Origin of the sequence: Thalassotalea litorea (assembly GCF_043642205.1) — a bacterium.
GTDB lineage: Bacteria > Pseudomonadota > Gammaproteobacteria > Enterobacterales > Alteromonadaceae > Thalassotalea_A > Thalassotalea_A litorea.
This window is the reverse complement of record NZ_JBHZSG010000036.1, coordinates 1-26,361: the sequence shown is the minus strand read 5'-3', so window position 1 is coordinate 26,361 and position 26,361 is coordinate 1. Positions and strand designations below refer to the sequence as shown.

Below are 26,361 nucleotides of genomic sequence, written 5' to 3'. Positions count from 1 at the left end.
ACCTTTTAATACGTCCCTGTAATAAACCCTGGCTAACACCATCCATGGCTCGCTCAGGATAAATACATCCATGTATACACCCTATCCTCTAATCGATTATCAATTCCAGACATAATCGATATACCTACGTCCATATAGGCAGCTCACCGGGCATACTTACGTCCCTGTATACACCCTCTCCGCATCCTGCTCACCGGGCATACTTACGTCCCTGTAATAAAAAAGGCCTACATCGTAGGCCTAAAAAAGTTTAACACAAGGAGAGCTTAAACTTAGAAGTTATAACCGAAGCGGATACCCATATTGCGCGGTGCTGCATAATCATAAGCAACACGGGCACGACTCAGAATTTCCGTATAGGTTTGAATTAACTCATCGGTGGCATTATTAACATAAGCCTGGACCGTGAAGTCGCCATCCACGGATTGCCATTTAACCGACAAGTCAACTTTGGTATAGGCATCCTGCTCACCAAAGAATACTGGTGCACGGTTGGTCATATAACCACTGTTGTAATACGTATGAACATAAGGTTTAACCGTACCCATATCGCCTAAATCGAAGAAGTATGAGATACCCACACCGACCGTCATATCAGGCGTATATGGCGTATTTTCGCCGTCCATCACGAAAACGTGTGCGCCGTTAATCGTTTCGGCACCAATTGGCGCTTCGCCATTCCAGACCAGATTACCTGCTCCGACGATAAACTCATCGTATTCCGACATATCCAAAGATACGCCAAAATCAACGACTAAATCTTCGGTAACGTCCCAGAAACCTTCCAATTCAATACCACGAGAGTTAATTGAACCCCCTGGTACTTGTGTCGCCACGGCAACACCGGTATCACCCTGTTCAATAAATGCCGTTGTCGTCAGACCTTCATACTTAGCATTATATGCCGCACCATTTAAGCGTAAGTCGCCATCAAATAAGGTCGATTTAAAACCAACTTCAAAAGATTTATTGGTTTGCGGGTCAAGTAGTTTCTGAGTTGCCAAATCTGTCGAACCCGCAATATAAGCAGTTGCGTAAGACGCATATACCATTACGTCAGAAGCGACTTCGTAATCGACACCTAAACGGTAATCGGTGTTGGAATCTTCGCCACGCTCAACCTCTTTCCCATCATAGTTATAGGTAGGTAGATCCGGACCAAGATGGTCTTCCCAGTTCCCCCAGCCTAATGAATTTGAACCCTGTGACTCGCGATCATCTTTGGTGTGACGAATACCGGCAGTAACATTTAATTTATCGGTTAATGCATACGTTGCCTGACCATATAACGCCGTCGATTTTGTACCGCCACGCCCTTCGTTATTCCAATAAGCCCAGGAAGGAGTTTCTGGTGTTGCACCGGCGTAGGCATACCAGGATTCAGTTAAGCTACCAAATAGGTACGCAGATTTGTTATCCGGATCCTGACTGTCAAAGTGGTACATACCAAAGGTATATTGTAGTGGACCTTCAAATAACGATGAGATGGTAAAATCTACCTGCTTTGATTTGGTCGTACCATACGTACCATCAACCCAGGATGCCATCGAAGAAAATTCCGCATCCATAAGGTTAACCGCTTCATAATCAAATGCTGCGGCATTCAATACCAGGCTATGGCTCGCTACTTCCCAGTCAACATTTAAGTAAACCGCGGTTTCTTCCAATTCACGAATTGGCGTGTAATCGTAATCAATCTTACGGGGATCACTCACAATAGACGCGGATGCATCACCAGCACAAACGTTACCCGCTTGCGAGCGACCACCGGCACGATCCGGCTCCCCTACACAACCTTCATAAACACCCATACGCGGATCTAAATAACCATCGATGGCGTTGATTTTTGTCGGATCATTTTTATCTAATGGAATACCTGCCGCTTTGTAGGCCCAGTTTAAGCTTCCATTACCGGTATCTTTCCAATGCGACATGGTCAGATTGATTGACAGATCTTCAGTCGGAGTAAACAATAATTGACCACGAACATAGGTGTAATCAGAGTCTTTTAGATCACCATCCGGGTTGTTGATATTTTCAACATAGCCATCGCGCTGTTCATCAGCCGCGGTAAGGCGAAATGCCACCTTGTCACCTAATGGAACGTTCACGAAACCTTCATACTTTTGCAGGCCGTAATCACCTAACGTGGCTGCGACACCAAAATCGAACTCTTCAGTATCCGGCTTTTTGGTAATAACATTAATTAAACCACCGAATGTATTGCGTCCAAACAAGGTACCCTGCGGGCCACGCAACGCTTCAATACGTTCTACGTCCATATAACCTGCAAGTGCCTGGCCTGAAGTCGGTAAATACATATTGTTATGATAAATCGGTACCGCAATATCTGTAGTACCTGCAGAACCGGCACCACGAAGGATAACTTGCGGGTTGTTACCAAAACTGGCAACCGTCACACCGGGTATGGCTTTTTCAATGGATAGGATATCAGTGATCTGCATATCAACCAATGCATCACCACCGATCGCGGTAACAGCCAGCGGCACTTCCTGTATACTGGTAACCCGCTTTGTTGCTGTTACTTCAATTTTTTCAATATCTTGCTGATCTTTCTCTTGCGCATAAGCAGCGCTTACGACCAGCGCGTTAGCAACGCTTAGTGCTACCGCTGATTTTAATAGACTCTTAGGTTTTCTATTCATTTTTTTTATTCCCGAAGTAAATTCTATCTAATTTGAAATCCACTCAGTGTGTTTTTATCAATAGTATTTATGTGGATGAAAAAAATGTACTTCGAAATCATTTTAATATCAACCTAAAAATTACGGATGAACGCCTGCAATCACCATATATTACTGACGAATTGTTAAGTCACGGAAGTTTAACAATTCATTTACGTCAATTTTAAAACAACAAATTGCATCCTCAAGTGACTCCGAAGTCAATAAAGAGGTACGTGCTAATGGATTTGATTTAAAAATATTTAATAAGATCAGGGGGTAAAAATCAAAACAACATGTACTCAATTGAATCTTTTCAACATTGTGAGAGATTAAACTGGGGAAAGAGGGAATTATCATGCATCTTGAAAATCGACGGTTGGGTTGAATATATTTCAGGCAAAATAATTACGATAAATTTTTAATGTTTAGATAAGATGCAAGCAAATCCCTGAATATTCGCTTGCATTGATACCCGCATACCCATGTAAAAATTAGAGTTTAATATCTGGCTTTATTAAATTCACGCATTCTTGCCAACACATCTACCCCAAGCTGATCGTAAACCGACAACATATCAATTAGCACCCAGTTTTCGCGGATTAGATCCCCTTCTACACGCCAAAAATCGAGGCTGCGCATGGTGATTTTCTGATTTCCTGGTGCGATTCCAAGCCACCCGGAACCACTGACGGTCATATGCATGCCGGGCCAGGCGGTAAATCCGGTATAGTTGCCATCGGCAAAGACATGACCGGCGTGTGGGTCACCAACGCGGTCAGGCAAGCCATTGAGAAAAGGAATTTGATGCCAGTTTCTAAAGCCAGCAACCGTTCTGGCGGTTCCAATACCCGAAGGCCCGTACCAGGAACAGCGCGGGTGCCAGTATTTATCCAATTGCATGGCTTCTACGCCCCCGGTTGCGTAATTGCCAAGAGCAACACACATATCCGTCACCACTTGCTGTGCATGTTGTGCGAGCCTTTTATCCCAAGGCTCTAACGATAAACCGTCCTGGCTGGCAGGGCCTGGCACATGCCATTCACGCCCAAGGCTAGGTACCATAGGCCAGGCATTCGCTTGCATCATCAGCTCAGGTATATCCCAAATCCCTTGAAATTCCACCACCTTGCCATGCTCAAATTTATAAAACTCATGAAAGCGCATCGAGACCATATGACCTGTTGCTGGAATATCCAACCATGGGTGAGTGAACGTACCGCAATAATAGCCACAACACCCTACCCACTGTTCACCTTTATCCGTTGGCCCTGAGATTATGATCGTATCTCGACGCTCTAAATCGGGAATGGATTGCGATAAAGGCAGCAACGCCTGCTCAAATAAACCAATGCCAGCGTGCAAATTTTCAAAGGGAAAACAAAGTTGTACTTTCGCATCATCGGCAAAAAGCCCTACCAGATGTTTTTTTACCGTTGCAGGCTCAAAATTGTAAAGTGCCTGACTTAACTGATGAATTTTTTGTTTATTCGTCTGTAAGTTGTCAGTCATAGTGTCACTTATTGTTTTAGTCATCCGCTTGTCCGTAAAAATAGTGTTTAATATAGCCAACATCGATCGCGATGGCCGATGCAAAGTCTGACTGTTCAAGCATATGTTTGTCAGTTTGATAAACGCCATGATGTAACAGTTTATCGGCAAAATTAAGGCGATAATAATCACTGTTATGTAACGGTGTTGATGTGTCATGCTCACCGTGGTGGATAATAAACGGCACCACAGCGCTGCGATCATCAATACCACCAAAACGATATTTCGCCGAGGACCACAGAGAAACCAATTTGACTCTGCTGTCTAATTTGCTCGCTGCGTAAAAGGCAATAGGACTTCCCATTGAGTGACCGATGAGCGCTATATTGCCAATTCTATTCGGCAAAGCGTGTTGCATAGCGCTGAGCGATGCCAATAAATCACTGGCATAATGTTGTTCCGGAAATTCTACCGTTCCTGCCTGATGAGTGAATTCAAATCCCTGCGACTGGTTGTGTCCCCGATAATCGGGAACCAACACATTAAATCCAGCCAATGCATAGGCTTCAACCCATTGCCGATAATACTCTCCGGGTCGACGCGACTCACCACTTGCTAACCTGCCATAATTGGCTGGGCTTGGGTGATATCCATGGGCCATCACAATCAGATTATCCGACGCCAAGCCTTCCTCACTACCGACAATGAACAATGCATACTGACGCAACTGTTGATGCTCAAATTCTAACAGGTAGCGTGTCAATCCATGACTGTTATCATCGAGTTTCTGTAAATCACTGGCAACACTTTGCATAGCAACGAGCATCAACACCATAAACAATGTGCGTCTAAGCATGGGTTTGTATCTAGTCCAAGGGGGGATTTAAAATCGATGCGGTTCTTGCAAGAATATCCACGCCTTGTTGTTTTAACCAATAAGGAATATCAATCAACACCCAGTTTTCTAATAGCTTATCCCCTTCTCGGTAGTACACATCGACGACCCGCATGTCGGCTCTGACGTCGCCACTTGGCATCCCCATAAACCCACCTTTAGATTTATTAGAAAGGTTCGGCCAGCCAAAAAAGCAGGCAAACTGTCCTTCAGCAAAACGACAGACATGACCATTAAATACTTTATCGGTTAATCCCTCTCGAAATGGATACATATGCTGCTCCTGGTATCTTGGGATGGTATAAGTCGCCCCTATGCCTGCGGGTCCATACCAGGTCATATTGTCATGCCAGTTTTTTTGCATCACTTCTGGCCCTGCTCTGTCATTACCGGTTTGATTAAGCTTACTTAGATCATCGATCATGGTATTAAGTACCAGCATCGTTTTCTGTGCTTCTGCTGGATCTTGCTGGTCGAATAACAGGCCATTGTGATGGCGCGGTCCGGGATAAACAAACGAGGAACCGGTTTGTGGAGGCAGAGGGTTAATACCAACTTGATGCATCAGACCGATAATATCCAGCCACAGGCCGGTTTTGGTAATCTTGCCATTTTCCACACAATTAAATTCAGCATAGCGCAGCATGACCACCTTACGTGTTGCTCTAATCCCTAACCAGTCCGCGTCAAACAACCCCATAAAATGGCCCATACTCATGACCCAGGTTTCACCATTGATCTCGCTGGTACCCGCCATAAATACATCCTGGCGACGTTGAAGTTGCTTAAAAGATTGATAAATCGGTTGCCAGACATTCGCTGTTACGTCCGCTAAATTATCGATTTTATTGAACGGATACACGCCGTAAAATTCATAATCCTCGGCCAGATAGGATTGCTGTACCTGCCCCAGGTTTTCACAAGATGCGTTTTCCATTGCATCAAAATATTGTAAAACATAGGCTTTTTCTGTTTGATAATTTGTCATTTGCGGGGTTTCACTTAGTTGCAATATTTTTTACGTTAAAAGAATGCTATTTACTAATGACTTCGAAGTCAATTGATAATATGATGCAAGCAGCTAATCAATAAATATAACGATAAATATGGGAAGTAACAGCAAGTCATGATTGAATTCGGCGCATTGAACTGGAGCATATTAATAGCTTATATCATTGCTAACCTCGCCTTAGGTTTAGTGATCGGAAAAAAAATAGAAACCGATGAAGATTTTTACATCGGTCAGAAAACCACCCCTTGGTGGGCAATCGGTATATCTGTTGTTGCCACTTACGTAAGTGCGATGACTTTTTTGGGGGCACCGGCCTGGGCCTATAAAGAAGGGTTAAGTGTTATCGCCATTCACCTAAATTATCCATTAGTGATAATGGCGGTGATCATATTCTTCTTTCCATTTTTCTATAACGCCGGCGTTGCTTCCATCTATGAATACCAAGAAAAGCGTTTCGGTAAACGAGCACGGGCGTTGATTTCATCAATCTGGCTGGTATCACAAACCATGTCTTCCGCCGCGGTATTATACGCCACTTCCGTGGTACTCAGTTTTATTACAGGTATTGATGTGATTGTCGCTATCGTCATCGTAACGGCAATAGCATTGGTCTATACCGTGCTTGGCGGTATTACTGCGGTTATCTGGACCGATGTGATTCAATCGTTCATCCTGTTTGCCGGTGCCGGCATTATCTTTTATGCCCTACTTAATGAAAGCAGCTTCTCGGTTATGGACTCGCTGGCCCAGTTAAAAGCCGAAGGCAAGTTAAACCCATTACTCACCGATTGGGACTTCAGTGCCACAACCACGGTCTGGAGTGGCATCATTGCCATGACGCTCTATCACACCACGGTATATGGTACTAATCAGATGATGGTACAGCGCACTCTGGCAGCAAAAAATATCGGTGATGCAAAAAAATCCTACTTATTAATGGGGTTTGCCGCATTCTTTATTTATTTATTCTTCATCATTCTTGGCGTGCTGTTTTACAGCTATTACCAAGGGAAGCCATTTGAGAATGACAATACCATTATTCTCCAATTTGCCGCAGAGTATGGTATGCCAGGACTTATGGGAATTATTGCGGCAGCCGTCATGGCGGCATCGATGTCGAGCCTAGACTCTGCATTTAATTCCTTGTCGACTGTATCGACCATTGATTTTTATAAAAAGTATTTCAAAAAAGATCAATCCGACGCGCATTACCTGAAAGTTTCACGATTTTTCACCCTGTTCTGGGCGGTACTGATAATCTTTCCGGCCATTATGTATCACTTACACTCTACCGGTTCGATTCTGGAAGTATTGAGTAAAGTTGGTTCTTATTTCGTTGGCGCACAACTGGGCATGTTTGCATTAGGTTTCTTCTCTAAACAAGCGACAGAAAATGGATTGCTTGTCGGAACATTTTCCGGGTTTGTAGTAGTTGCAGCGGTAGCCCTAGGGACCGATGTAGCTTGGCCATGGTACTGCGCGATTGGAGCTGGAGTGAATGCAGTGATTACCTTAATTGCCAGCCGATTGATCGATGGTAAGCAACATGAGCTTTCTGAATACACCATTAAAGGTCAACAATTAAAATTTGCCCGAGAAGGGTTAGACGAGAAAGAAAATGGCTGGTATCGAGTGCCGGGTAAAGTTGATCCTATCAATTACTGGCTGTTTGCCTTCTTTATCGCCACCCTGATTTTCCTGGGCACGTTACAGTTCATGGTTTAGAGGATTTTAGCATGTCGATAATTAATCAATTTTATCAGGCGTTGAACAATCAACAGGACCTGTCTGACGTTGTAACACCGGATATGCGCCTGCATGCCTCCTACCCGATTGATACTATTGAGGGAGTCGTGGACGTAAAAACGCAATACTGGCAAGTGCTGAAAACGGCTTTGCCGGATATTGAACGTAAGCCGTTTATTGAGTTTTCCAGCGAGTATCAGAATAACCAGTGGATAGCGGCTACCGGCTACTTTGTCGGAACCTTCAGCAAGCCTTTACTCACGATTCCGCCGACCCGAAAGAGTCTGTATCTGCGTTTCACCGAATTGGTTTGTTTGCATGAGGGAAAAATCAAAGATTACTACATCATCCTTGATTTTATTGACGTGATGAATCAGGCCGGGGTTAATCCACTGCGCAAAAGTCTCGGTCATGACGGCTTGATTATGCCGCCGAGCAGCATGGATGGTTTGTACCCAACTCAGCACAGTACTGATCAGGCAAATGAATCTGAACAATTAGTCATGGAAATGCTGGACGAGCTTGGCCGTTTTGATGGCAAATCGTTAGAGAGTATGGATCTGGCTAAGTTCTGGCACCCTGACTTTATGTGGTACGGGCCTGCAGGCATTGGTACTACGCGCGGCATAACCGGTTTTCGCCGCGATCATCAAGGCCCGTTTGTGTTTAGCTTTCCCGATCGTATTGTCGATCATAAAGCCACTATCGTTAAGCAAGGTAACTTTGTCTCGACTGGTGGTTGGCCGCATATGCACGGCAGTCATCTCAGTGGTGGCTGGCTTGGCTTGCCACCCTGTGGCAAAAACCTGGAGTTACGGGTGATTGACATCTGGCGTAGAGATGGTTCGTTACTGGTCGAAAACTGGGTAGGCATCGACATTATCCATATGTGTAAGCAAATGGGATTAGACGTTTTTACGATGATGCAAGACACGTATTGTAGCGAGTGAAGGCGCGATACGACAGCTTATCGGGCGTCGCATCGATTATCTCCTGAGCCTATTTCACTCACACGATGAATATTTAATTAATCTAAATTTGACTCCGATTGACTTCGAAGTCATTATTTTATAAACGACAACAAGAACTTTATCATTATGTCGCAACAAAACATTACCCAGCTGTACTGGAAAAACTTACCTGAGCTATTGGAACCTCAGGGTAAGAAAGTACAGGAGCTCCGGGGATTTGACCCGGAATTTATCGATATTGTCGACTACATCATTCGCATTACCCACAGAATTTGGGAGCAGAAAAATGTTGGCCTTTGTATCGATTATTATGGCGATTACTGCCCGGTGCACACACTAGGCGGCTATTCTGACGATGTCGAAACTGTGGTTAAAAACACCTTGAAAACCATCGGCGCCTTTCCGGATCGCTCGTTAATTGGTGAGAATGTAATCTGGCGCGATCTTGGCGATGATGCCGGTTATTACTCATCGCATCGGATCACCAGCATTATGACCAACAAAGGGCCGTCAGAGTTCGGTCCTGCTACTGGTAAAACCGGGCGGGTAACGACGATTGCCGATTGTATCTGTTATGAAAATAAAATTGTCTATGAATGGTTAATGCGCGATAACAGTTTCCTGGTAAAACAACTGGGTATTGATGTGTTAGATGCTGCGCACCATTTTGCGACACTACCGAATAACGACAGATTTGAACAATGGCGTAAAGACGAAATTAAACGTGTAAAAGCTGGACAACCCAGTGAGCACCAGTGGCCGACCAAAGTAGACGAGCACGCAAAAACTTTTGCCAATCGTTGGTTAGCACAATTATTTAATGAAAAGTCCTTCAGTCAGGTTGCCGAATTTTATCACCTCAACGCCAAAATACAGTGGCCAGGAGGTATCGAAGCGGTAGGCATACCCGGCATTAAAGGCGTATTTATTGGCTTTTTATCACAAGCACCCGATGCAAAAGCCACGGTTGATCATATCGGCGTTGTTGATTTTGAAGATAAAGGGTCGGATATCGCCATACGCTGGTCCCTGGCGGGCACCTTTAATAGTGGCGATAAGCGTCTTAGCCAATACAACGGACAAGATTACTTTATATTGGCATCAACACACTTACGCATTATTGATAACAAGATTCAGGAAGAATGGACCGTGTTTGACGAAGTTGCGGCTTATGCTAATTTAATCAAAGACTTTAATCGTCTGAATCAGGATTCGGGAGATTTGTCATGTTAACCATGTTAACCAATACATTTGCCAAAGGTGACATCAACGCTTTGACTAGTAAGCTTTTACATTCAAGTTGTTGGCAACAACATAATGTTAAACATTATGGCGAAGATCAGTTGCGTTCTATCCCGCAAAACTGGCTAGCAACGGCTGGACGTCGCAATGTTGTCGCCAGTCAGTTGGTTGAACAGGACGGCCATATGGCTATCAACCTAACCTTAAGTGCCGATGATAATAACCACGCCATTAACTATACTTTTTGGTTGGAAACTAATGGCGAGTTCATCAAATCTGCCGTTGCCATGATAGATACCCCAGCCCTTGCTAAAGCAACCGGGCAGGACGAAGAATCGCTAATAAAAATGCTTCCTACGCCGGATGCCCAGGTCATTGTCGATTACGACCAACAGGATCACTTACAAAACGAACTGGCGATTCCTTCGCACATTGCGTCGCTGAATGCTGATGTAGCGCTGTTATTAGATGCCTGGTGGTCGATATGGGCTAAGAGTCAGTTAGCCTCTATTGATGAGCTGTACGATGCGAAAGCAACGATACAATTGCCAGGTGTCGAAGCCACGCAGGATGCAAACGGACTGTTTAATTTTGTCTTGGCAAAATATAATCGTCTAAGCCGGGTTTTCGCGCAACTGGAACACGTTCTGGCAGATGATAATCGAATTGCCATCAAATGGTACCTCGATGGTGATGAAAACGGTCAGCGCATTCGTGTGCCGATGTTAACGATGCTTACTCTGCAACAGGGCAAAATAGCTCACGAACTCACCACGACCGACGTTCTGGCCTTCCAGAAACGTTATCCCAAGTCGTTTTTGTTTCACGGTTAAGCATGGCTTTTATCGATTCTCACCACCACCTTTGGGAACTTAATAAGGTCTGTTATCCCTGGCTTGAAGCCAGGGGTAGCGAGCGATTTTTTGGCCAACCCGATCCGATTCGTAAAAACTATCTGCCAGAAGATTATCGACAGGATCATCAGGATAACATCCGTCAAAGTGTGCATATCCAGGTTGGCTGCATTACCGAACACAATCTTCGCGAGACCCAGTTAATCGAGTCCTATATTGAATGCGGTGCGCCAATTGCGGCTATCGTCGCTGCCGTTGATGTTCGTAGTCAAAATCTTGCAGAGCAATTAGCGCAACAATGCCAGTACCCGCATATTAAAGGGGTACGACATATGATTGGTAAAAGTCCTGATGAAAATCATCAGTTACCCAGGTTTAACGGCATTGAGTGGATTACAGGCTGGGAAATGATTGCAGACAAACAGCTTAGCTTTGATCTACAGTTAACCGAAGAACAATATGAATCGGTATTTCAAGCCTTGCAAAGTGTTCCGCAATTAAACGTTGTACTGTGTCATTTTGCGTCGCCCTGGGATCAGAGTGAGGCCGGCTATCAACGCTGGTTAAAGGCGATGGAAAAGTTCGCCAGTCTGGACAATTGCTTTATTAAACTGTCTGGATTTTCGATGTTTACCCATAGTTTCAATCAAGCCAATTTTATCAAGTATGGGCTAGCGGCCATCAATCTGTTCGGCGCGAATCGTTGTATGCTTGGCTCTAACTTCCCGGTGGACAAACTGCATATGAGCTTTACAGAGCTTTTTAAAGCCTGGCATGGCTTAGGGGATAAACTGGATTGCCAGCAAAAATTGCAAATCAACGCAGAGACTGCCCAACGCTTTTATCGCATGGATCACAAACAACCTGAGTTGTGAGCACAATGTATACCAATTCAGAACACAAAAAAGCCGGCAAATGCCGGCTTTTTCGAAAGCGATTAAGTAATGATTACTTAGCCAACTTTTCCTTGATACGTGCTTTCTTACCAGAAAGTTCACGTAGGTAGTAAAGCTTAGCTTGACGTACATCACCGCGACGCTTAACAGCAATTTCTGCTACTAGCGGGCTATGTGTCTGGAATACACGCTCTACACCTTCACCGTTTGAAATCTTACGAACAGTGAAAGATGAATGCAAACCACGGTTCTTCTTCGCGATTACCACACCTTCGAAGGCTTGAAGACGTTCTTTGTCACCTTCTTTTACTTTTACTTTAATAACAACAGTATCACCAGGTGCGAACGCTGGTACGTCAGTTTTCATTTGCTCGTCTTCGAGCTGCTTAATAATATTGCTCATAATTATACCTTTTGCCTAGAATACACTGCTAGTTGTTGCCGGATTGATGTTTCGCTTTAATGTCGCTTAACATCTTTTCCTGCTCATCAGTCAGAGCTAGATCTGTTAATAATTCTGGACGTCGTGTCCAGGTTCTTTCTAAAGACTGCTGTAATCGCCACTTGCGAATACGTTCATGGTCGCCGCTCAATAAGACCTTAGGTACCGATTTGTCATCCAGAACTTCTGGTCGGGTGTAATGTGGGCAATCTAATAAGCCGTCAGAAAATGAATCCTGTTCGGCCGATTGATTATGCCCCAATACGCCGGGAACAAATCGTGCCAAAGCATCAATTACCGTCATCGCCGGGATTTCTCCACCGCTTAACACGTAATCTCCGATTGACCATTCTTCGTCGATATCCGACTCGATTAATCGCTCGTCGATGCCTTCATATCGCCCTGCAATCAGGACAATATTCTTATATTGCGATAACTCACGTACGCCTGCTTGATCCAGTTTACGTCCCTGCGGTGACATATAAATCACATGGGCATCGCCATCAGCCGCTGCTCGAGCCGCATGAATCGCATCACGTAGTGGTTGCACCATCATCAACATTCCCGGACCACCGCCATAAGGTCGGTCATCAACGGTACTATGTTTATCATGGGCGAAGTCTCTTGGATTCCGGGTATGGAATTCAATCAACCCATTACGTATTGCCCTGCCTGTCACCCCAAACTCGGTAATAGCATTAAACATTTCTGGAAAAAGGCTTATCACCTCTAACCGCATTTTGTTATCTGCCATCGAGTTAGAAACCTGGGTCCCAGTCCACGTCAATTTGTTTCTCATCAAGTGATACGGATTTGATCACCTGATCTTCAAGATAAGGAATTAACCTTTCTTTCTGGCCAAACGCATCATTGCGATTGGCTTTCACAACCAAAACGTCATTGGAGCCAGTTTCCATGATGTCCGTCACTTTACCAAAGTTATAACCTTGTTCGTTGACTACATCCATACCAATTAAATCACGCCAGTAAAACTCACCTTCCGGTAATTCTGGTAATTGGGCATCGGACACTAAAATTTCAGCGCCGGTACGCAATTGCGCGTCATTTCTGTCATTGATATCGGCAAACTTGGCAATCAAACCATTGTTATGGCGTCGCCACTCACTTACTTCGACATTTTGCTTGCTACCACCCAGGTTTAAAACCCAGGGGCTATAATCGAATATTGCTTCCGGTTCTTCCGTAAAAGAATGAATTTTCAACCACCCTTTAATGCCGTAAACAGCACCGATTTTTCCGAGGATGATTTCTTTTTCCATAACTAAAGTCCGTAACAATTATTGATAAACCGATTAAGCCGCAGCTTGTGCGTCTTTAACCAATTTAGCAACACGATCAGATAAACCTGCACCTTGACCAACCCAGTGGTTGATACGATCTAGGTCTAAACGAAGTTTTTCCGATTGACCTTGTGCAGATGGGTTGAAGAAGCCAACTTTCTCGATGAAACGACCATCGCGAGAGTTACGGCTGTCAGCAACAACCACTTGGTAAAATGGGCGCTTTTTGGCGCCGCCACGTGCTAAACGAATGGTAACCATACCGTCCTCTATTTAATAAGTTGTAAAACGTTTTTCCAGACACTTTCTCACCACAGGGGTAAGAAAAGCTCGCAGATTTTACGCTTTTACAGGGAAAAAGCAACCTTAATGAACATAATCGAACAAATTTCTCACGAAACACAAGCTATTGCCAGATAACTGCGCTAGAATCTCCGCCCTTGATAGTACAGCACCTCTGATCACAAGATTTTCACTATGACCAGCGATTCTTCTCAAAACCTAAAAGGATTGGTTTTAGCCCTTACCACTGCAATCATGTGGGGCTTGTTGCCGCTTGCTCTGGGTTCGGTGTTGCAGTTAATGGATTCCTATACCATTACCTGGTATCGCTTTATTTTCGCCGCGGTGTTGGTCGGCATTGGCCTGAAAAGCAAACAGCAGATCCCGGCCTTGTTTACGGCCGACAAGCAATGGTTTAAACCTTTAGCTATCGCGGCGGTATTTTTAAGCCTTAATTATATCCTTTATCTATCATCATTATATTTTGTACCGGCTGAGACCGCGCAAATGCTGATCCAGATGGCGCCGTTAATGATGTTGCTTGGCAGTGTTATTTTTCTTAAAGAAGCCTTTAGCCGCGGGCAAATGGTCGGCTCCTTCGTGTTAGTGGTAGGTCTGGTATTATTCTTCAATCAGCAATTTACTCAATCAGCGGCACTGAGTCAGGATGATTTTCTGATCGGTTTTGTCATTATGCTAGGCGCCTCATCAACCTGGGCAATCTATGCCATTATGCAAAAACAAATGCTGAAGAAATTTACCGCCAATCAAATTATGTGGGTAATTTATGTGTTCAGTAGTTTGTTCTTTTTGCCGGTCTCGAGTCCCGCGCAAGTGAGTAGCTTCGACTGGATAGCGATGTTGTTACTAATTTTTTGCTGCGCCAACACCTTAATCGCCTACGGCAGCTTCGCCAAATCCCTGGAGTTCTGGCCAGCATCAAAAGTAAGCGCCGTACTGGCAATCACGCCACTGCTTACCGTGCTATTTGCCACCATCGCCCAACATATGTTTCCACATTTTATCAGTGCCCAATCTCTGAATACTCTGGCGTATGTTGGCGCGCTATTGGTCGTTGCCGGATCGGTCCTTACCGCATTGGGTAACAAAATACTCAGTCGTGAAAATATGATTAAGATCAGCAATCGCTTCTCCAGGCATTCTTAAACTCACATGCTGTAAATTCAATGCTCTGGTAAATCGCCAGCATTTTGTTGTGCGCATTAATACCAATCACATTAAATTATTGCTCACTCAGTGAGAATTTAAAGGCTTTTAGGCAAGGCTTTGATTGCAGAGAATGGTTATTCCGCTCTCAAAAACAGCCAAAATCAGTAACGCAGGATAAACGCCTTTAAAACTCACCCGTAGGGAGTTTACCTTAAGGCCCATTTACGACCCTAACTCTGAGTTGCGCACAAACTAAATGTGATTGTATAACTCTGAGTTGTGCACAAACTTAATGTGATTGGTATGATTTAATGGGCGCGGTAACTGGGATGGGATTGATGCCGTAAAGCCAGTGGAACATTTTAACTCGCTGAGGTCAGACACTATAAGATTGAATCTGACCCCATTTATACAGGCGTTCGCTAGTCGGTTAGCTCGATGTATACCGGGTTAGAATTGAGGGCTTTTTGCGAGCCTTTCAATGAGAAATTATACCCACAAAGACCGAAGTTGCCGCGCTTTTCCAGTGATTGAATCAGCATTCGCGTATCAAGGGGAGAGAAATTGGCAAAATAATCGCCACCATTTTCCACCGCAACATTGTAAGGGCGGACTTTGTCGCCGTTATTAAACTCAATAAACTGGCACGTATCGTCACCTTTTGCAGAAGCTAATGACCAGATTTCGCCATCACGCTGTATGTCTGCCTGCCAATGCAATACTAAGCCGTTGTGCTCGGTCAGCATTAAATAAAAATCATCGGGCATTTCTAATCGGTGGTTTCGCTCGGTACTGGCAGATGTCATCACCGGCATCATCAGCGTTGCTTCAACCTGCTCCGGCTCAGGGCCAGGCAAATAAGGCCACGCCATTAAAGTAACAATCCCGATGCTCAATGCACTGGCGATCGAACCGCTTAATTTTTTATGCTGGCTAAACCAACTATGTAAATCCTGACGCCATTTGGCAAATTCTGATATCTGCGCCTGTTGCTGGCTTTTACGAGATGCATATTCTTCACCATGAACCGCATAAGGTGCATCATTGTAGGGATTAGCTGTGGCGCTGGCTCCACCAAACAATACCGGTTCGACCCTGGCGTTAAGGGGTTTGGTTTTTACTTTTACAGGTTTGGCAAAAGCCGATAAATCCACAGGGCCTTTATAACCTAGGGCATAAAACTGATGATCTTTTGCCGGTAAGCTAAACACGTAAAGGCCTAAAAACACCACAAGCATTAACGGTGTATACGCACTCCAGTGCACAAGAATGACAGGCAGCAATAACGCCAGCGTTGTCAACGCGACTAACGTCCATGCCAGCCCCGCTTTTTGCCCGGCGTCACGGACACGACGAATCGTGGTGTAAAAAATAATTAATACACTGGGTAGCAGCCAAATCAATTGTGCCCACCAGGCGGTTAGCAGATTACCGGTAACGATAAAAAATAGCAGCAAGGTACTGGCAAAAATTGCCAGAAAACGTTCGCCATTGTCTCGGCCCAGTAAACAGATTAAAGATTTAACTAATTGCACGGTTCGTCACGCCTTTAAATTTCTCAGATGCTCATGGCAGCTTGCCCCACATAAGGTCAATGCCTGCCGTTAATAATGATCTGAATATACCCTAAACAACTTCAATAAAAAACCGAAGCTTTCCGCTTCGGCTTAACAATGGTGTGAACCTGTCACTTAACGACGGAACATACCGCCACCGGCACCCGGTGGCATCATACCTTGCATGGAACGCATCATTTTCTGCATGCCACCTTTACCCGACATTTTCTTCATCATTTTCTGCATCTGAGTAAACTGTTTCAGCAATTTATTCACGTCCTGTATCTGAGTGCCAGAACCTGCTGCAATACGGCGCTTGCGAGAGCCTTTAATGATTTCAGGGCGCTTACGCTCGCCAGGTGTCATGGAGTTAATAATCGCCTCCATACGCACGGTCATTTTATCGTCTACCTGACCTTTGATTTGTTCAGACATATTGCCCATACCTGGCAATTTATCCATCAGCCCCATCATGCCGCCCATGCTTTTCATTTGCACCAGCTGTTCACGAAAATCTTCTAAATCAAATCCCTTACCGCTTTTCACCTTCTTAGCTAACTGTTGAGCCTTTTGCTTATCAACTTTTTGCTCAACTTCTTCAATCAGTGACAATACATCACCCATACCAAGAATACGCGAAGCTACACGATCCGGATGAAAAGGTTCTAAAGCATCGGTTTTTTCACCAACACCAAGGAATTTAATCGGTTTGCCTGTGATATGGCGAATCGATAATGCCGCACCACCACGGGCATCACCATCAGTCTTGGTTAGAATAACCCCCGTCAATGGCAGCGCATCATTAAACGCTTTGGCGGTATTGGCAGCATCCTGACCTGTCATCGCATCAACCACAAAGAGTGTCTCGACTGGATCCACACTTTTGTGTAATTGCTGGATTTCTTCCATCATTTCGCCGTCGACATGTAAACGGCCCGCGGTATCGACAAGTACGACGTCAAAGAACTGTTTCTTTGCATGCTGCATTGCCGCATTCGCGATGGCAACGGGCTTTTGTGAAATATCACTGGGGAAAAACTCTACGCCAACTTCTTCGGCCAGGGTTTCCAACTGTTTGATTGCCGCTGGTCGGTAGACATCGGCACTGACCACCAAAACTTTTTTCTTTTCACGTTCGGTCAGAAACTTAGCCAGTTTACCAACAGAGGTGGTTTTACCTGCCCCCTGCAGACCTGCCATCAAAACAACCGCCGGCGGTGCGGCTTTTAAATCCAGCGCTTCATTGGCACTGCCCATGGCAGATTCCAACTCGTTGCGAACAATTTTTACGAAAATTTGTCCTGGTGTCAGACTCTTGGTAACTTCCTGACCTACCGCTCGTTCTTTTACATTGGCGATAAATTCACGAATTACCGGTAAGGCAACGTCGGCTTCTAACAACGCCATACGTACTTCACGTAACGTGTCTTTAATATTGTCTTCTGTCAGACGGCCACGACCACTGATATTTTTAAGTGATCGGGTTAAACGATCGGAGAGATTTTCAAACATGGGTTACCCGAAAATAAAATACTCGATAATGGGCCTATTATAACCGGACAAAACAGAAGCGAAAGCATATTATTTGGCCACTAGGCGCTTAATGAGCGAATTTGGCCAAGAATACGACAAACCGCAATCTGGTTGCACCTTTATTACAATTTCCTTACGATTAACTCATAATCGATTGTCCGAATTAATGTACAATCGGATTACAGGCCGTTGACCATAATGTCGGTTTAATATTGTGTTGAACCGATAACCGGATTCTGGATAAGACCAAAAATTTACACGAGGTTTTTACCCTAAATGGATGCCATGCTCGAGTTACTGAATAATTTTATTACCATTATTAACGAAGCCAGCCCCTGGTTATTGTTAGGCTTAATCATTGCCGGTTTAATGAAGTCCATGGTCCCGACTCAGTTACTCAGTCAACATTTAGGCGAAGGCAAGTTGGCCATCGTCAAAGCAGCGTTCATCGGCGCGCCTTTACCTTTATGTTCCTGTGGCGTGATCCCGGTTGCGACCCAATTACATCGTTCCGGTGCCTCATCGCCAGCCACGTCATCATTTTTAGTCGCGACCCCGGAAACCGGCGTTGACTCGGTATCGGTTTCTTATGCATTGCTAGGTCCGGTAATGGCCATTTATCGTCCTATAGCAGCCATTACTTCGGCAATATTTACCGGTTTTTTGGTGGCTCAGGGGACCAAACATGCCGAGACCAGTAAAGATACGCAAACGCAGAACCCGCTAACCCCGGGCAAAGACAAGGTGCAATCAGCCAGTTGCTGTGTCAGTCGTGAAAGCGACACCTGCAGCTCAGCATCGGCCAGTGACCGTGATATTTCCCTCACCCCAGGCCAATCTTCTGCATGTGCATCTGTTGTTTCGGAATCAATAACCCCTGGTTGTTGTGATGCGGCGACCGCTGATGCAAAAAATACAGACACACCAGGCATTGTGGTTAAGGTGTTAATCGGCATCCGCTACGCCTTTACTCAACTGCTTGATGATCTCATTATCTGGCTATTGGTAGGATTAGTGTTTGCCACCTTGATTCGAACGTTTTTACCCGCCGACTTTTTACTGCAATACGGCAGTGGCTTAGGCGCAATGATGTTAATGATTGTCATCTCGGTGCCAATGTATATTTGTGCCACCGCTTCCACGCCACTTGCCGCAGGGTTAATCATGGCTGGCATTTCACCCGGTACCGCTTTGGTATTTATGATGGCAGGTCCAGCGACCAATATTTCAACCCTTGGGGTTATTCGCAAAGAAATGGGCGCTCGGGTGTTATTGTTTTACTTAACTGGCATCGTTATTTCATCAGTCATGTTTGGTTTGGGGTTAGATTTTGGCTTGGCGTACTATCAAATCAATATCTTCGAACAAATGAGCCACAGTCATGAATTATTGCCGCTATGGTTTGCCAGCAGCTGTTCGGTATTGCTGTTGGTTAGCGCCATCAAGCCGTTGCGCAAACGCATCTTGAACGCCTAAAATTTAGTAACAGTTAAACGTAGAATTGAACCGGGTTTCTGGTAGTATGTGAGCAAGCATATTTGCCGAAATGATTCTCAATCATTCACTTTAATAACAATAACTGGCTTTGGAGCTACGAAGACCATGACACCGGTCCTTTCAATCATAACTGCCCTGTTATATTTAACCGCTGCGTTTTCGGTTTATACCCGTTTGTTTAAAGCCCAAGGGCCAAATCCTAAGCTATTCTTCTCGTTAGGGTGCGCAGCATGCCTGAGCCATTGTTTTTTAATCAGTCAATTGATCTTCTCTGATTCTCACGTCAACTTTAGTTTATTGAATGTGACATCACTGGTGGCGTTGATCATCGCGTTGTCAGTAACCGCTTTGTCATTGCGCTCTAAAATCAATTTAATCCTACCCGGCGTATATACGTTTGCGGGTTCGTTTTTATTGATCGCGTTGCTCGTGCCAGATTCCGGTACGCTGTCAATAGACTCTTCACAGGTGGTTCTTGTCCTGCATATTAGTCTGGCATTGCTCGCCTTTGGTGTATTGGTGATCAGCACCTTGTTTGCCATTCAAGTAAACTTTATCAATTACAAACTAAAAACCAAGAACATTAACGCCGTGAATCATTTACCGCCACTGATGCAAGTAGAAAACCAATTATTCCGGTTGCTCATCACTGGCGTGTTATTGCTTATCGCCTCGCAATTTCTTGGTGGCTTTTTCATCGATAGTTTTTTTGCCCGAGATAATTTGCACAAAACCGTGCTGTCATTAATTGCTCTGGCGATTTATCTGGTGATTTTATGGGGCCACTATCATTTAGGCTGGCGTGGCCACAGAATTATGATTCTTTCGACAATTGCGACCGCAATTCTGACTTTATCCTATTTTGGGAGTAGATTTGTCAGAGAGATTCTTTTATCTTAGACGCTCAGGCGAAAGCACTGGCGAAAAAACCAGCAACCCCTGATTAATTGGTTGGCAATATAGGACCCCTTTTTTGGACGATATCTCTACAAGTATGCTATTTGTCATACTTGCCGTATTAATTTTTATCTCTGCTTATTTTTCTAGCTCTGAAACCGGTATGATGTCTATTAACCGGTATCGCCTGAAACATCTGGAAGAAAATGATCATAAAGGCGCCAAACGCGTTAGTCGTTTGTTGAAGCGCCCGGATCAGTTAATCGGCCTTATTCTTATTGGCAACAATTTAGTCAATGTCTTTGCATCGTTGATTGCCGGTTATATCGGCATGCGGTTGCTTGGTGATGCCGGTACATTTATCGCCGGCTTAGTGCTGACCATGGTGATTTTGATTTTCGCCGAAGTCACACCTAAGACGCTCGCCGCTTTACACCCTGAAAAAGTGGCCTTTCCCAGCTCTATTATTCTCAATATCTTACTGAAATTATTTTATCCGTTAGTGATTGCCGTAAACTGGATTACTAACGGAATTTTGATATTACTACGCATAAGCCCGGAGCAACGCGAACAACACAGCCTAAGCTCGGAAGAGCTGCGAACGGTAGTGAATGAATCTGCAGCCTTGATCCCAGCAAAAGATCAGGACATGTTGGTCAGTATTCTCGATCTCGAAAAAGTAACCGTGGAAGATATCATGATCCCACGTAGTGAAATTCAGGGGATTGATATCAATGAAGACTGGAAAATCATTCAAAAGCAATTGACCCAGGCAAATCATACGCGCGTTATCCTGTATCGCGATAACATCGATGACGTGGTCGGTTACGTACATATGCGCGATGCAGTTAAGCTGTTATCAAAAACTCAATTCACCAAAGCGACCTTACTCAGAGCCGTTAAAGAGATGTATTTCATCCCTGAAGGCACTCAATTAAACGTACAACTGTTAAAATTCCAGCGAGCGAAAGAGCGCTTAGGTTTAGTTGTGGATGAATATGGCGATATTCAGGGGCTGGTTACGTTAGAAGACATTCTCGAAGAGATTGTCGGTGATTTCACCACGACGATGGAACCGGCGCCGAGCGAAGAAGTTCACAAACAGCCGGATGGTAGTTATCTGGTAGATGGCAGCGCCAATATTCGTGACATCAATAAAGAAATGAACTGGCACTTACCTACTGATGGACCCAAAACATTAAATGGCCTGATTTTAGAATATATGGAAGAAATTCCTGAAGCCAATATCAGTATGCGTATTGCTGGGTACCCGATAGAAATTATTGAGGTGGATGGCAATATGGTCAAAACCGTTCGGGTAATGATCAAGCATTTCCAGGAACAATAAGATTTTTTCTCAGCGGTTAATGCCGCTGAGCTTGATCAAATTCAATGAATATCCCCGGCATCGCTCAACACCTTCCCATGCAAACATCTATAGCGACAATCATTGTTGCCTACACAGCCAATCATTCCCGACCAATCATTCCTAACCGGCTTAGAAGCCGCTCCTTCTGCTGATTTTAAAATGGCTAGTCACGGGTCAGCAATATTCATAAATAGACGACATGTATATTGTCTGGCCAGTTTGCTAATACCAATCACATTTAGTTTGTGCACAACTCAAAGTTAGGGCAGAGGTTCAGTTACAACATAGATTTCAATGATATAGTCATTCTATATTAATGAAATATAGGGCCGTAAATGGGCCTTAAGGTAAACTCCCTACGGGTGAGTTTTAAAGGCGTTTGGACTACGTTACTGATTTTGGCTGATTTTGAGAGCGGAATAACCATTCTCTGCAATCAAAGCCTTGTCTAAAAGCCTTGTCTAAAAGCCTTTAAATTCTCACTGAGTGAGCAATAATTTAATGTAATTGGTATAAACTAATTGATTATCGGGAGAAAATTGACATATGACATACGACTTTATCATCATAGGCGGCGGTTCAGCAGGTTGTGTACTGGCCAATCGTTTATCTGAGCGTGCTGACGTTTCTGTGTGTTTACTGGAAACAGGCGGTCGTAATCAAAGTCCATTGATCAAAACGCCAATGGCGATCCCATTACTGTTTCGAATGCCCAAATATAATTACGGTTTAGAAACGCCGGTTCAGCCCAACCAGGCGAATCGCCATATTTATAACCCCAGAGGACGAGGCCTGGGCGGTTCCAGCGCCATCAATGCCATGTTGTATATTCGAGGCGATCGCCAAGACTATGATGATTGGGCGGCATTGGGTAACGATGGCTGGAGTTACGAAGAGGTGTTGCCCTACTTCAAAGCTCTGGAGCATCAAGAACGGATCCATGATCATTACCATGGTAAAAATGGCGAGCAGAATGTCGCCGACTCACGCTCGAATCATCCGATTGGTAAAGCGTTTATCGAGGCCGCTACATCGCTCGGTTATCCGTTTAACCCAGACTTTAATGGTGAGCGTCAATCGGGTGTCGGACATTATCAAGTCACCCAGAAAAATGGCCAACGTCATAGTGCCGCGGACGGCTTTATTCATCCCTTGCAAGAGGGAAATGCCCGAAAAAACTTAACGGTTTTGTCTTACAGTCGAGTGGAAAAAATACTGTTCGAAGGAACCCGAGCCGTTGGTGTTCGGTTTCAACAAAGCCAATTGTTAGAATCGGATAAGGACAATATAAAAACCGTTGAACTGCGTGCAACAAAAGAAGTGATTTTAAGTGCCGGTGCGATTCACAGCCCACAACTGTTAATGGTAAGTGGCGTAGGTCCAAAACATCAACTCGACGCTCTACAGATCCCTGTGGTCAAAAACATTGAAGGTGTCGGAAAAAACCTGCAGGACCATGTCGATATCTGCCTGGTCAATCAGCATAAACGTAATGACCTGATTAGTATTATGCCATCCTCTGTCTGGTGGCTGGCCAAACAAGCCATAGAATATGCGAAATCTAAACGCGGAATGCTGACGACATCTTTGGTTGAAACCGGTGGATTTATCTCGAGTCAAGGATTAGACCAAAGGCCGGACATTCAATGGCAATTCATTGCTGGTGCCATGGATGATCATGGCCGAAATATAAAAATGTATGGTGTTCAGGGAACGACCTTGCACGCCTGTCTACTAAGGCCAAAAAGTCGCGGGGAGATTAGGCTGATGTCATCAGATATTGCCGTTCCTCCGGTCATTGACTCAAATATGTTAAGTCATCCAGACGATATAACATTGATGATAGACGCCGTAAAATTATCGCGTCAGGTGTTGCAGCAACCGCCGATTTCACTAACTCAGGTAAAAGAAATATTTCCTGGGGAGCAGGTACAAAGCGATGAACAAATTGCCAGCTTTATTCAGGAAAAGAGTAATAATATTTACCACCCGGTGGGCACCTGCAAAATGGGCATTGATGAAATGGCAGTGGTAGATCCAACGCTCAAGGTGAAAGGAATAACCGGGCTTAGAGTCATCGACGCATCGATAATGCCAAAATTAATTAGTGGCAATACCAATGCACCTACTATGATGATCGCGGCCAAGGGCGCAGCGTTAATTCTCGCAGACTATGATTAATCGCCTGGATACAACGAACTCAATCCGTTTCGCATCCCGCCATTGTAATAATTAATAAAAAAGCACTCGCCACAGCCAACTACTGTCTAGTTCTTGCTTACAACTTTTCAATTGACCTGAGTAAGTCACGGCCCGATGCTCGACTTTTTTAGCAACCGGAAGTAACCAGGATTTTTGCGCATAAGTTCTGCGTTTATACCCTCCCCACCCCTCATGATAATTTAAATATTGGTTATACGGATCCCACTTAGATACACCGTTCACCTTTTGGGTTTTAGCGATGAACCAACCCATAAAATCAATCGCATCGGCAAAATCATCACGATCGGCACCGCTATTATCGGATTCTCTCATGTAATCTTCCCAAGTAAGGGTTTTTGCCTGGGAAAAACCATAGGCGGTACTTACCCTTCCCCATGGAATAAAGCCCAGCAAATAATCTCTGGGAGGCAAAGCATCACTGCGAAAAGAGCTTTCCTGGTACATCATGCTCATTGGCACGTGGATAGGCACCCCCCAGCGAGATTGCATGTCTTTGGCACCCTCGTACCAATGATGATGTTCACGAAATATCTCGCAAATATTTTCCGGGTTTTGCGGTGGTGGTGTCGCACAAGCCGACAACATAAGAGTAAAAATGGCGAAGAAACAGATCTTTAGAGTTTTCATTTTAGATAAAACGTTATTATTTTGAACTCAGTTTGCCAGATTTTTGAAGCTTTTTTAATTTTTTTCCTATTTTTAAAAAATATTTTGAACTTTTACAAAACCTACGACTCTTATTATACGAAATGAACATTTCTCCTTGGGTTTTATAGTTTTTTTTGAGCACCTCCTATGAGGTGCTTTTTTTTTACCCAATCAAATCTATCGAACAAGATTGTCAATAAAACACTGCAATCAGCCCTGCATACTCGAGCCTTAGACAGACAATTTCAATAAGGGATTAAGGATGCAATCGGAGATAAACCTGATTAGATTTTAAAAGAGCAACGCATCAGATTAAATTGACTGACTACATTTGCTGCAAAGCAGATGGCGTGCAGCGCACCCGGGGACAAAAAACAGATAAAAAAATGGCGCGATAAACATCGCGCCGGAATCTTAAGGAAAGTCGTCCAGGGAATAAACGCTTTCAAAGTATAAGAGTCGCTTAAACCGAAAAGGTTCACTGCAAATGTTAAAAAAATGGTTATTTTTTCAACAAATTTAATTTACTCACAAAAATTACACCTTACCAATTGAAAAATAACAGAAATTTTTTTTGTGGCTGAATCGCAAAGAATGTAACCATTATCCGGGTTGTCTAAAACGCGTAGAAAATCAGCACTTGCCACTACAACCCTTGAAGCTAGTGGGCTCAAGAGATATATTAGAAGAAAAACAATATTGTCGCATATGCCTACGTCCTTCTCCTCAACATCCGAAAAAATTTTTATCGATGATGTTATCGACGCTGAAAATACTTCTCTGGAACTCGAACAACAAATGGTTTGGGTACAAATTCGCAAAACCATTCCCAATGTCGGGTTTATGCTCGCCATCGCAATGTGGGCAACCAGCGCTTTTGCTTACGCTTGGGAAACATCTATCAGCCAAACATTGAGCGTAAATATACAGGGGTTTTGGCTGTTCATCGGCTTAATAATACCTATCACTCACCTTGTGCTGACAGGTGTTGTGCCTTTTAGGGCATCGCATTATGCTCGTGGCTTAGCAAACTCATGGTCGCTGACACCGATTTCCTGGCGGTTTTACGTGTGGGGCATAATAGCAGGTATATTTATTTCAGGACTTTGGTTTGGTCTGTGGTTATTTGAGGCAAGCATATCCTTGAGAATAGCTGGCTACGTTTGTTTAATGGCGATTGTTAGCTTGTTTCTCCTTGCTTATCGTCATCACTATCAGAAAAGCATTTCGATGGATTACTAGCATGCACGGCTAGCCAGATGGTTGCGGGGGTTCGAGATGTGGCAAGCACTTTGTGTTTCAGCATGGCAGGGATCAATACATGATCGCCAACGCTCAGAGACAGCTTCGACGAATCTTCAAAGCCAAGTACGGCACTCCCTTGTATCACCATTACCCATTCATCGTGCTCCTGCTCATACCACCCCTGTCGGGGGGATGATTGTCCATTGGAAATAATTCGCTCGATTTTAACGCCGGCCTTATCGTATAACGCGTCAAATATTTCCGAATCTAACCCTGAAGGCAGTTGCTCAAACACGTTTTTTGACGTTAACAAACTCATCAACACACGACCGTTATACCAATCACATTAAATTATTGCTCACTCAGTGAGAATTTAAAGGCTTTTAGGCAAGGCTTTGATTGCAGAG

At 44.2% G+C, this 26,361-nt stretch carries 23 protein-coding genes; 11 read left to right on the top strand and 12 right to left on the bottom strand.

The window, feature by feature from the left end; all coding sequences use genetic code 11:
- Window positions 1–272 precede the first annotated feature (272 nt).
- The 4 genes from ACHUFQ_RS13545 to ACHUFQ_RS13530 all read right to left on the bottom strand — a co-directional run bounded on the left by ACHUFQ_RS13545 (window position 273) and on the right by ACHUFQ_RS13530 (window position 6,058).
- On the bottom strand, window positions 273–2,666 hold the full coding sequence (locus ACHUFQ_RS13545; protein WP_394176304.1) for a TonB-dependent siderophore receptor: 2,394 nt from the start codon (window positions 2,664–2,666) through the stop codon (window positions 273–275).
- 519 nt (window positions 2,667–3,185) lie between these two features.
- Window positions 3,186–4,196 carry an ester cyclase gene (locus tag ACHUFQ_RS13540; RefSeq protein ID WP_394176327.1) on the bottom strand — a complete coding sequence of 337 codons (1,011 nt, stop codon included), beginning with the start codon at window positions 4,194–4,196 and terminating at the stop codon, window positions 3,186–3,188.
- Window positions 4,197–4,212: 16 nt separating this feature from the next.
- Complete coding sequence (locus tag ACHUFQ_RS13535) at window positions 4,213–5,031, bottom strand: alpha/beta hydrolase family protein (protein WP_394176302.1); 819 nt, start codon at window positions 5,029–5,031, stop codon at window positions 4,213–4,215.
- A gap of 10 nt (window positions 5,032–5,041) precedes the next feature.
- Window positions 5,042–6,058 (bottom strand): nuclear transport factor 2 family protein, encoded by a 1,017-nt coding sequence (locus tag ACHUFQ_RS13530; protein ID WP_394176300.1) that lies wholly within the window; start codon window positions 6,056–6,058, stop codon window positions 5,042–5,044.
- A 138-nt stretch (window positions 6,059–6,196) separates the two neighbouring features.
- Here ACHUFQ_RS13530 and ACHUFQ_RS13525 point away from each other — a divergent pair, with 138 nt between their 5' ends.
- The 5 genes from ACHUFQ_RS13525 to ACHUFQ_RS13505 all read left to right on the top strand — a co-directional run bounded on the left by ACHUFQ_RS13525 (window position 6,197) and on the right by ACHUFQ_RS13505 (window position 11,770).
- Window positions 6,197–7,807: a sodium:solute symporter family transporter gene (locus ACHUFQ_RS13525; RefSeq protein WP_394176298.1), complete on the top strand. Its 1,611-nt coding sequence runs from the start codon at window positions 6,197–6,199 to the stop codon at window positions 7,805–7,807.
- Between the two features lie 11 nt (window positions 7,808–7,818).
- Window positions 7,819–8,778: an ester cyclase gene (locus ACHUFQ_RS13520; protein WP_394176296.1), complete on the top strand. Its 960-nt coding sequence runs from the start codon at window positions 7,819–7,821 to the stop codon at window positions 8,776–8,778.
- Between the two features lie 147 nt (window positions 8,779–8,925).
- Window positions 8,926–10,032 carry an ester cyclase gene (locus ACHUFQ_RS13515; protein WP_394176294.1) on the top strand — a complete coding sequence of 369 codons (1,107 nt, stop codon included), beginning with the start codon at window positions 8,926–8,928 and terminating at the stop codon, window positions 10,030–10,032.
- The gene (locus ACHUFQ_RS13510) at window positions 10,026–10,874 is read left to right on the top strand and encodes a nuclear transport factor 2 family protein (RefSeq protein WP_394176292.1); all 849 of its coding nucleotides are present in this window, start codon (window positions 10,026–10,028) and stop codon (window positions 10,872–10,874) included. The genes ACHUFQ_RS13515 and ACHUFQ_RS13510 overlap by 7 nt, the downstream gene beginning before the upstream one ends.
- Window positions 10,875–10,876: 2 nt before the next feature.
- Entirely contained in the window at window positions 10,877–11,770 is an 894-nt protein-coding gene (locus ACHUFQ_RS13505) for an amidohydrolase family protein (protein WP_394176290.1), read from the top strand.
- 73 nt (window positions 11,771–11,843) lie between these two features.
- On the opposite strand, the gene rplS is transcribed toward ACHUFQ_RS13505, so the two are convergent.
- The 4 genes from rplS to rpsP are packed head-to-tail and all read right to left on the bottom strand — an operon-like array spanning window position 11,844 to window position 13,795.
- Window positions 11,844–12,194 carry a 50S ribosomal protein L19 gene (gene rplS / locus ACHUFQ_RS13500; protein WP_394176288.1) on the bottom strand — a complete coding sequence of 117 codons (351 nt, stop codon included), beginning with the start codon at window positions 12,192–12,194 and terminating at the stop codon, window positions 11,844–11,846.
- A 28-nt stretch (window positions 12,195–12,222) separates the two neighbouring features.
- A complete protein-coding gene (gene trmD / locus ACHUFQ_RS13495; RefSeq protein WP_394176325.1) occupies window positions 12,223–12,972 on the bottom strand; it encodes a tRNA (guanosine(37)-N1)-methyltransferase TrmD in 750 nt (249 codons plus the stop codon).
- A gap of 19 nt (window positions 12,973–12,991) precedes the next feature.
- Entirely contained in the window at window positions 12,992–13,513 is a 522-nt protein-coding gene (gene rimM, locus ACHUFQ_RS13490) for a ribosome maturation factor RimM (protein ID WP_394176286.1), read from the bottom strand.
- 33 nt (window positions 13,514–13,546) lie between these two features.
- Window positions 13,547–13,795: a 30S ribosomal protein S16 gene (rpsP, locus tag ACHUFQ_RS13485; RefSeq protein ID WP_386029989.1), complete on the bottom strand. Its 249-nt coding sequence runs from the start codon at window positions 13,793–13,795 to the stop codon at window positions 13,547–13,549.
- 216 nt (window positions 13,796–14,011) lie between these two features.
- Between rpsP and ACHUFQ_RS13480 the strand changes: the two genes are divergently transcribed.
- Window positions 14,012–14,983, top strand: coding sequence for a DMT family transporter (locus ACHUFQ_RS13480; RefSeq protein ID WP_394176283.1), 972 nt, complete (start codon window positions 14,012–14,014; stop codon window positions 14,981–14,983).
- Window positions 14,984–15,408: 425 nt separating this feature from the next.
- On the opposite strand, the gene ACHUFQ_RS13475 is transcribed toward ACHUFQ_RS13480, so the two are convergent.
- The gene (locus ACHUFQ_RS13475; protein ID WP_394176281.1) at window positions 15,409–16,521 is read right to left on the bottom strand and encodes a hypothetical protein; all 1,113 of its coding nucleotides are present in this window, start codon (window positions 16,519–16,521) and stop codon (window positions 15,409–15,411) included.
- A 156-nt stretch (window positions 16,522–16,677) separates the two neighbouring features.
- Window positions 16,678–18,054 carry a signal recognition particle protein gene (ffh, locus tag ACHUFQ_RS13470; RefSeq protein WP_394176279.1) on the bottom strand — a complete coding sequence of 459 codons (1,377 nt, stop codon included), beginning with the start codon at window positions 18,052–18,054 and terminating at the stop codon, window positions 16,678–16,680.
- 297 nt (window positions 18,055–18,351) lie between these two features.
- Here ffh and ACHUFQ_RS13465 point away from each other — a divergent pair, with 297 nt between their 5' ends.
- The 4 genes from ACHUFQ_RS13465 to ACHUFQ_RS13450 all read left to right on the top strand — a co-directional run bounded on the left by ACHUFQ_RS13465 (window position 18,352) and on the right by ACHUFQ_RS13450 (window position 24,019).
- Entirely contained in the window at window positions 18,352–19,551 is a 1,200-nt protein-coding gene (locus ACHUFQ_RS13465; protein WP_394176277.1) for an SO_0444 family Cu/Zn efflux transporter, read from the top strand.
- Between the two features lie 126 nt (window positions 19,552–19,677).
- Window positions 19,678–20,472 (top strand): cytochrome C assembly family protein, encoded by a 795-nt coding sequence (locus tag ACHUFQ_RS13460; protein WP_394176275.1) that lies wholly within the window; start codon window positions 19,678–19,680, stop codon window positions 20,470–20,472.
- 73 nt (window positions 20,473–20,545) lie between these two features.
- On the top strand, window positions 20,546–21,817 hold the full coding sequence (locus ACHUFQ_RS13455; RefSeq protein WP_394176274.1) for an HlyC/CorC family transporter: 1,272 nt from the start codon (window positions 20,546–20,548) through the stop codon (window positions 21,815–21,817).
- A 567-nt stretch (window positions 21,818–22,384) separates the two neighbouring features.
- The gene (locus ACHUFQ_RS13450) at window positions 22,385–24,019 is read left to right on the top strand and encodes a GMC family oxidoreductase (RefSeq protein ID WP_394176272.1); all 1,635 of its coding nucleotides are present in this window, start codon (window positions 22,385–22,387) and stop codon (window positions 24,017–24,019) included.
- A 51-nt stretch (window positions 24,020–24,070) separates the two neighbouring features.
- Here the strand turns inward: ACHUFQ_RS13450 and ACHUFQ_RS13445 are convergent, their stop codons facing one another.
- On the bottom strand, window positions 24,071–24,688 hold the full coding sequence (locus tag ACHUFQ_RS13445) for a transglycosylase SLT domain-containing protein (RefSeq protein ID WP_394176270.1): 618 nt from the start codon (window positions 24,686–24,688) through the stop codon (window positions 24,071–24,073).
- A gap of 633 nt (window positions 24,689–25,321) precedes the next feature.
- On the opposite strand from ACHUFQ_RS13445, the gene ACHUFQ_RS13440 reads away from it, so the two are divergent.
- Entirely contained in the window at window positions 25,322–25,951 is a 630-nt protein-coding gene (locus ACHUFQ_RS13440; protein ID WP_394176268.1) for a hypothetical protein, read from the top strand.
- Here ACHUFQ_RS13440 and ACHUFQ_RS13435 read toward each other — a convergent pair.
- Window positions 25,890–26,273: a cupin domain-containing protein gene (locus ACHUFQ_RS13435; RefSeq protein ID WP_394176266.1), complete on the bottom strand. Its 384-nt coding sequence runs from the start codon at window positions 26,271–26,273 to the stop codon at window positions 25,890–25,892. The two genes, ACHUFQ_RS13440 and ACHUFQ_RS13435, sit on opposite strands and share 62 nt — an antisense overlap.
- Between the last annotated feature and the right edge of the window lie 88 nt (window positions 26,274–26,361).